The following is a 7,638-nucleotide window of genomic DNA, read 5'->3' as shown; positions in this document are numbered from 1 at the left end:
GTAGGAATATTGTCGCGTAATTGCATCAAAAACTTACCCTCAAAGGGTAGGATGGCGATCGCGACTTCGATCGGTAACTTATCGCTCATGAGGAAATTGCGTGTTGCTGAAGATCTGCCAAAGACACAAACTTGAGTGCCGTACTATGTGTCGCTGCCAAATCGACTGGCGGCGCGACCCCATCCTCCAGGGCTTGTTTCCATCGTGATGCACACAGACACCACTTATCGCCCGGTTTTAAGCCAGGAAAATTGGCAGCGGGGACGGGGGTGCTCAGATCGTTACCCTGGGCTTTGGTATATGCCAAAAATTCGGCAGTTACCCGCGCACAAACGACGTGCGTACCCCGATCTTGGGGGCCAGTCGCGCATACTCCCGTCCGAAAAAAGCCGGTCATCGGCGAGGTACAGCAAGTCTGAAGTTCGGTACCGAGCACATTTCGATCGAGGTTATCACTCATAATTCACAATTAGCTTACTGGCGGCGATCTCACTGACGATCGATCGAACTCTTTACTCTTAATATATCCCACCAAGATTGAGCTGTGCTGGCTGCCAGAAAACATTTCAAGGTTCCGGTTGTGGCTCGAATACGATTCCCTTAAATACTCGTTCGATTGGCAAAGACAAATTAATACTTTCTAAGTCGATCGGATCTCCTGGACGGTAATTGAAAATTTCCCATCTACCTCGATCGTTTCTACGATAAATATCGATTGCGATTTCAGTAGTGCTCACTAAGATATATTCTTGCAAAGTATCCGATCTGCGATACAAATTAAATTTATTGCCTCGGTCGTAAGCTTCCGTGCTGGGAGATAATACTTCGACAATCAGACAGGGATACGAGATAAATTTAGTGGCACTTCGATCGCGTGAATCGCAAGTAACACTTAAATCGGGATAAACATAATCATTAGAGTTCTGAATGTTGACTTTGGCATCAGCACTAAGTACTCGACAACCACTATCATCTAAATGATTGCGGAGGATAGTACCAAAATTCATAGCAATCTCACTATGATTTACCGTGCCACCTGTCATGGCATAGACTTCGCCGTCGATATATTCGTGACGCAACTGTTGTTGCTCTTCCCACTCTAGATATTCTGCGGGGGTGAATCTAGGAAAATTCGATCGAACTGCAACCATAGATCGTTACCTCGGAATGACAGATTTTTTGGTTATTTATAACTAAATTGATGCTAAAGATCGCTCCTAACCCCCACCAACGATCGTCACAATCTCTAATCGATCGTTTGTTTTAATCTCAGTTTCATCCCAAAATTGCCGATGCAAAATTTCGCCATTATATTCCACCGCCAACAGTCGGGGATTTAACCCCATCTGTACTAATAATTGGGGCAAAGTCGTCTGCGGCAAGCAGGTATGAACTTCGCCATTAACTTGTAATTCGATCGCCTGAATCATTGCCATATTCTCAAACCTAATCCCTAAAACCTAGAGCCTAAACCCTCATCTGCGGCACGCGATTTAACATTGCCAAACAATATTGCACTGCATGAGTCGGGTTTTCTGCATTCATAATCGCCCGTACCATTGCCAGTCCTGGCGCGCCAGCTTGGACGACATCATCGATATTCGTACTATCGATTCCGCCGATCGCAAACCAGGGGACTGTGGCGTGTTTGGCAGCATGTTGGACGTATTCTAGTCCAGCGGCTGCTTTACCTGCTTTGGTTGGCGTTTCGTAGACTGGCCCGACGCCGATATAGTCTGCACCTTCGGCGATCGCGCGGTCCATTTCTGCGGGGTTAGTGGTCGATTTACCGACGATCTTTTGCGAACCGAGGATTTGCCTAGCGATCTCGATCGACACGTCTTGCTGACCCAAATGTACCCCGTCTGCGTCAACCGCTAGAGCCAGATCCACTCGATCGTTAATAATAAATAACGCGCCATATTTATGACAAAGTTGACACATCGCTTGGGCGGTCGCCAATCGATCGACATCGTTGCTGTCCTTGTCGCGATACTGTACTAAAGTCAATCCACCTTGCAGAGCTGCTTCAACGCGGGCGAGCAAATCTGGCGCGGCGGCGGTGACTAGATACAAGCGCGCACTAGCCAAGCTTTGACGGCGACGGTAGGTCAGTAAATTACTTTCGAGTGCATAAACGCGGTAGCGCATTTGCTTGCAATTACTACTCAATGCCACCGACGATAGTTTGCCGTATTCTTCGAGAACGCGCAAAGCCTCTTGCACTCGACAGAGATTCGCTTGGAGCAATTGTTCGATCCCCGTCCGTTGCTCCTCACGCGGATGAGTCAACGCAGTACCCACATCTCTAGTTGTATCTCGTGCCGAGCGGATTTCGGGCGTATGCCACATGCCCAAGTCTTGGCGCATCTGCTTGCACTCATTTGCCATTGTTCGATCGTTGAGGGCAAATCGACACCATTCTTCTATGATGCGCAATCCTTCCCGCGCTCGATCGAAATTTGCATCCAAAATTCGCCAGATAGCTGGTTGGATGGAGTCAGAATGAAGATTGCTCATAAAATGGGGAGGGAAGAGTTGAAAACGGGAGGTAATTAATACACTCTCACAGAATGCAGATCGATCGCCGTTCTATTCTATGCGAGTTGCCTCACCCTCACGGTAACATCTAGGGGCGATGCTTGCTGTCTGCCCGCTCAGGTGAACTTACTCACATCTTGCATCAGTTTTAATCTACCTTTGCTTTGCGTAGATTTAGGGTACCCTCAGATCTGAGCTTTTACTAGTCTTTATATCTTTGTGCAAAATATGAAGTTATCGCTTTAAAGATTGCGATCGCTACTGAGTAAGCTCGCCCCAACCGTTCCCACTGTCAACTACATGTTATTTTTTAGTGACTTGGGCGAATGCTTTCTCCAAATCTGCAGTAGAAGCAGCACCCGTCACGACTTCGCCATTCATAATAAATGTGGGCGTACCATCGACACCGAGTTTGCGGCCTAATTTGAAATCTTCGACAATAAAAGTATCAGCCAGTTTGCGATCGGCATTAAATTTATTTAGATCCAACTTCAACTTCGTTGCCGTTTCCAGATAAAATGCTTCGCCTAATTTAGCTTGATTGGCATAGAGAGCATCATGATAATCCCAAAATTTACCTTGCTTATTTGCCGCCCAAGCCGCCCGCGCTGCTGGCAATGCTTCGGGGTGAATTTGGGTTAAGGGGAAATACTTATAAACCAAGGTGACTTTATCCTTATGTTTGGCCATAAATTGCTTGACACTCTTATCGGCAGTCGCGCAATACGGACACTGAAAATCAGAAAACGCTACCATCACGATTTGACGATTACTAGCTCCGATCGCTGGCGAATCACCAATCATTGATTTGGTATTTTTCCGCACGTTGGCGATCGCATCAGCTTGCACTTTTTTCTCTTTAGCTTGCTGCTCGATCGCATATTTTTGCAAAATCTCGACTAAAACATCTGGATTCCGCCGGATTACTTCCAGAATTTGTTTTTCGAGTTGGGGTGTAACTTTAACCGATTTAGATTGGGCAATTTTTACTGGTGTAGTGACTTGCTCGGTAGTCAATATATCGAACGCCGGATTGTCTGAATTAGGACTTGCGGTATTTGAACTAGAGCTTTGCGGGGCAGCCTGAACGGGTAATGTGCCCAATACCAAAGCCGACAATAATAGAGAGAGGATCGGTAGTCGGCACAAATTGAGTAAATAATTCATTGCAATAAAATCGGGGTAAGTTGAAGGCGATCGATCTCCAAAGGCAGGTCTGCGATCGATGACAGCGGTTTATTTAGAATTTGTAGTTGTTGGCGCAACTTGCTTCAGATTCTTTTTGAGATGTTGGAATTTCATCGAACCTTTATATCCGGCTAAAGTTGCAATCTCTTTTAAATCTTTCGTACCAGTGAAATATTTGCCATCAATTATCCAAGTTGGAAAATATTTAATCTGGATGTCTTTGCATAACTGTCGCTGCGAGTTTGCACCCTTAGCATCGCATTCAATGTAAGTTAATTGCGTCGCAGCTTTGGCTCCAAATAAGGCTTGTTGCTGCTGGCAATGCTCGCATGAATACGCACCATAAAACTTGACACCCTTCGCAGTGAGATATTTGGCTAAGGCGATCTCGGCCTTGCCAGAAACAGTCGTCACCTCGATTTTGCCAGTACCGCGCTGTTGACTCTCAGGAGCAGGTTTGGGCGTTGAGATCGGAGCTACTGTAGGTACAGCTTTGGGTATCTCGATGGGAGCGACTGCGGGCACAGCTTTCGGTGTCGCATTCGGAGCTGGTTGGGGGGTGGTTTTTGTTGTGCTATTGGGAGCTGCTTGCACGGTAGCACTAACTCCATCGACTGGCGGCGAAGGATTAGCTCGCACGCTGACTAAGCCACTCGTTAGTGTCGTCATGACGATCGAGATCGCGGTCGCTGATTGAAGCAACTGTAATTTTCTAAGCATTGGTAAAATTGAACGATCGGCAACTGTAAAGTATATAAACTATTTGGGTCGATCGCACAAGTTAAAGTATCGATCGACACCGCCGCGATAGCAGCTCCAAAATTTCTGTCGATCGTCTATTCGATAGATTATTCACCACGCGCCAATTTATCGTACTTAAATGCTTTATTACCTTGGTAGCCAGTCAATTCACCCAGTTTTGCTAGTTTCTTGACACCAGGTTCTAATTTGCCATTAATGCTCCAAGTTGGAAAGCTTTTAACCCCTGCCTGCGAGCAAGCTGTTGGCTGCGGATTCTTTTTGGCATCAGCCGCACATTCGACATTGGTAACTTCTGTCCATGCTTGTTGGCCGAATAACTGCTTCTGCTCGAAGCAGTGCGGGCACCAATAAGCACTATACATTTTCACCCCTTTTTGGGTGAGATACTTCGCCAGTTCGATCTCCGCAGGGCCGGATGTGGACTGGATTTCCCAACCGATTCCCGGTTCGGGTGCCGACGTTGGCGAGAGTGACTTGAGATCCCCACCGATCGCCGTATTGTAAAATACCAGCGATACCACTAGAGCTGCCAAAGCTGCGGCCATTCCGGTAAACAGCAATTGACCGATATCTTCCCAGTCTCTACCCAAGATGGTAAGTCCGAAGATGGTAAATGTAAAAATTGCCGAAGCAATACAGAATGGACAAGCAGCCTTGATGACAAACGCCAGTAAATAGATCAAATAGCAACTAAATACGGCCATGCCAGTACCCACGACAAATATCCCCAGCCAAGTCAGATTATTGAGTTGGTTATGGGTGGCTTTGTTCGCCTTGGGATCGACGAGCGTTGGCGCAAATGCCATCGCGGCAACAGCAATATAACTGAGCAAGCCCAATCCAGTCAGCGGGAAATTGCCGATATTCGCAAACGGACTAGCTAGCACGATCTCACAGCCTTCTGTGCCACAAACACCGTTGTGACTGACTTTGACCCAGGTGAGATAAGCAGTGACAAATATACCCAAAATCGCGATCGCACCAATTAGCAACCGCGAGTATTGATAGATCCAGGGGATTTGACGACGTTTCATAGTTTTTAGTAGGGGATAGGGGTTAAGAGATACTGACTAACTGTGAAGGTTGAGACGGTGATTAAGTTGTGGATTGTGGGCTAAAGAATGGTTACGAACAGATGAAAATAAGCATTTGTTCAATATTTTGGCTCCCTAATCTCTATCCCCTATCCCCCATACCGTACTTATGAATTTTCATCGAATCGATCGCCCGTTGCACCGATCGATTGGCGAGATCTTGACGAATAGTTTCGACAAATTGACTGACGCGAATTGGGTCGATAGAGTTCTCGATCTTGCCTTGACGTTTGAGCGAACTGGACACGATCGCCCCATCGGCAAACTGCATCAAACTGTTAATATTCTCTACACTCGCACCACTGCCGATCAACATTGGCGTACTGCCAGCGGCAGCTTTGGCTAGCCGCAAGTCTTCTAGACTGGGGGGACTCCCTGTTACCGCGCCAGATAAGATGATGGCATCGGCTAGCCCGCGCTCGATCGTTTCGCGGACGGCATTAGTCAGATCGCTGGAACTGAGGGGTTGGGCATGTTTGACCAAGACGTCGGCCATGATTTTGACATCCGCTCCTAATTCCCGCCGATACCGGAGCAGTTCGTGGGCGCAGCCTTCGATTAAGCCCTGATCGGTAGCCATCACGCCAGAGAGCACATTGACCCGAATAAAACTCGCACCCGTGCAACTAGCGATCGCCATCGCGCTGAGACTATCATTGCGCAGGACATTGATCCCGATCGGGATCGCTACCAATTCCCGCAACCGCGTGACGATCGTCGTCATCGCACTGACTACCGCCGGATCGACGCGGCTTTTGGGAAAAGGCGCATCAAAAAAGTTCTCGACCACGATCCCATTGACACCTCCAGACACGAGGGCGACGGCTTCCTGCTCGGCGCGATCGATAATGGCATCTAGGCTACCACCCCAACGCGCAGAAGTCGGTAGGGGCAATAGATGGACGACGCCAATTATCGGCTGGGTAGTGTTAAAAATTTGCTTTAAATTCACGTTTTGCGTTTAAACTTAGGCGGATGGCGATTGCCGCACCAACTCAACTTTTGGCATGACCAAACCGCCAGACTCGATCTTCACCTCTATTATCCACAAATTAGGCTTGCCTAACTCACCTAAACCGATCGACTAGTCACCAGTCACTAGCAAGCTAACATTATTTGCGACTTTACATTCCGCAACATCATGCTATAATTAGGGCTGAATAACTCAAAATAGGCACGTTAGTTACTATTATCCAGCTTTGCAAGTCGGAATTGCTACTAACCGAATCTATTATTAATTTAGTCAAAAGCACTCTGTCGCCAGTGTCTGTGGGGAAAAAGTTGTAAAATCGCTGAATGTAGCTATTTACAACTCCATCAGCTACACCAACAAACTCAAAAGAAGTGGGTCGAATCCGCTATAGGTTTGAGCTGGTAAATGAGTACGGAACCACACACTACTGTTGGAGACAAAACCACCAAGACTACATGGGCAACAAGCCAACAATTGCAATATCTCACTTAGGTTGCGAAAAAAATCGGATTGATAGCGAACACATGCTGGGGCTGCTGGTAGAAGCAGGTTATGAAGTAGACGCCGATGAAACCGCTGCCGATTATGTCATCGTCAATACCTGTAGCTTTATCGATGCCGCCAGAGCTGAATCAATTCAGACATTAGTAGAGCTAGCCGAAGCTGATAAAAAGATCGTGATTACTGGTTGCATGGCGCAACACTTTCAAGCAGAATTACTCGCCGAAATTCCCGAAGCGGTCGCCGTAGTCGGGAGCGGTGACTATCACAAAATTGTGGATGTCCTCGCCCGCTCTCAAGCTGGCGAACGCGTAGTCGAAGTCACCGCAGAGCCGACATATATTGCTGACGAGCATACCCCCCGCTATCGGACGACCACTGAAGGGGTCGCCTATCTACGCGTAGCGGAAGGTTGCGATTATGGCTGTGCTTTCTGCATCATTCCCCACTTACGGGGCAAGCAGCGATCCCGCCCGATCGAATCGATCGTTGCCGAAGCTAAAAGACTGGCGGATGAGGGCGTACAGGAGCTGATCCTGATCTCCCAAATTACCACCAATTATGGGATCGATATTTATG

General features: G+C 47.5%; 9 protein-coding genes. 1 reads left to right on the top strand and 8 read right to left on the bottom strand.

The window, feature by feature from the left end; translation table 11 throughout:
- Positions 1–85: 85 nt before the first annotated feature.
- The 8 genes from RMO84_RS18500 to btpA all read right to left on the bottom strand — a co-directional run bounded on the left by RMO84_RS18500 (position 86) and on the right by btpA (position 6,537).
- Positions 86–460, bottom strand: a complete 375-nt coding sequence (locus tag RMO84_RS18500) for a DUF2237 domain-containing protein (protein ID WP_310489908.1) — start codon at positions 458–460, stop codon at positions 86–88.
- Between the two features lie 106 nt (positions 461–566).
- Positions 567–1,151 carry a Uma2 family endonuclease gene (locus tag RMO84_RS18495; protein ID WP_310489907.1) on the bottom strand — a complete coding sequence of 195 codons (585 nt, stop codon included), beginning with the start codon at positions 1,149–1,151 and terminating at the stop codon, positions 567–569.
- A 66-nt stretch (positions 1,152–1,217) separates the two neighbouring features.
- Positions 1,218–1,430 (bottom strand): sulfur carrier protein ThiS, encoded by a 213-nt coding sequence (thiS, locus tag RMO84_RS18490; protein WP_310489909.1) that lies wholly within the window; start codon positions 1,428–1,430, stop codon positions 1,218–1,220.
- A gap of 37 nt (positions 1,431–1,467) precedes the next feature.
- A complete protein-coding gene (locus RMO84_RS18485; RefSeq protein WP_310489906.1) occupies positions 1,468–2,520 on the bottom strand; it encodes a thiamine phosphate synthase in 1,053 nt (350 codons plus the stop codon).
- Between the two features lie 324 nt (positions 2,521–2,844).
- Positions 2,845–3,708 carry a thioredoxin domain-containing protein gene (locus tag RMO84_RS18480; RefSeq protein WP_310489905.1) on the bottom strand — a complete coding sequence of 288 codons (864 nt, stop codon included), beginning with the start codon at positions 3,706–3,708 and terminating at the stop codon, positions 2,845–2,847.
- 69 nt (positions 3,709–3,777) lie between these two features.
- Entirely contained in the window at positions 3,778–4,449 is a 672-nt protein-coding gene (locus RMO84_RS18475; RefSeq protein WP_310489904.1) for a hypothetical protein, read from the bottom strand.
- Between the two features lie 128 nt (positions 4,450–4,577).
- The gene (locus RMO84_RS18470; RefSeq protein ID WP_310489903.1) at positions 4,578–5,525 is read right to left on the bottom strand and encodes a vitamin K epoxide reductase family protein; all 948 of its coding nucleotides are present in this window, start codon (positions 5,523–5,525) and stop codon (positions 4,578–4,580) included.
- Between the two features lie 142 nt (positions 5,526–5,667).
- Positions 5,668–6,537 (bottom strand): photosystem I biogenesis protein BtpA, encoded by an 870-nt coding sequence (gene btpA, locus RMO84_RS18465; RefSeq protein WP_310489902.1) that lies wholly within the window; start codon positions 6,535–6,537, stop codon positions 5,668–5,670.
- 476 nt (positions 6,538–7,013) lie between these two features.
- Between btpA and RMO84_RS18460 the strand changes: the two genes are divergently transcribed.
- The coding region (locus RMO84_RS18460) for a radical SAM protein (RefSeq protein WP_310489901.1) at positions 7,014–7,638 on the top strand (625 nt) is incomplete at its 3' end.

The sequence above is a fragment of the Chamaesiphon sp. VAR_69_metabat_338 genome (assembly GCF_031423935.1).
Lineage (GTDB): Bacteria > Cyanobacteriota > Cyanobacteriia > Cyanobacteriales > Chamaesiphonaceae > Chamaesiphon.
Note: the sequence above shows the minus strand (reverse complement) of the source record. Positions and strands in the feature narration are given on the sequence as shown.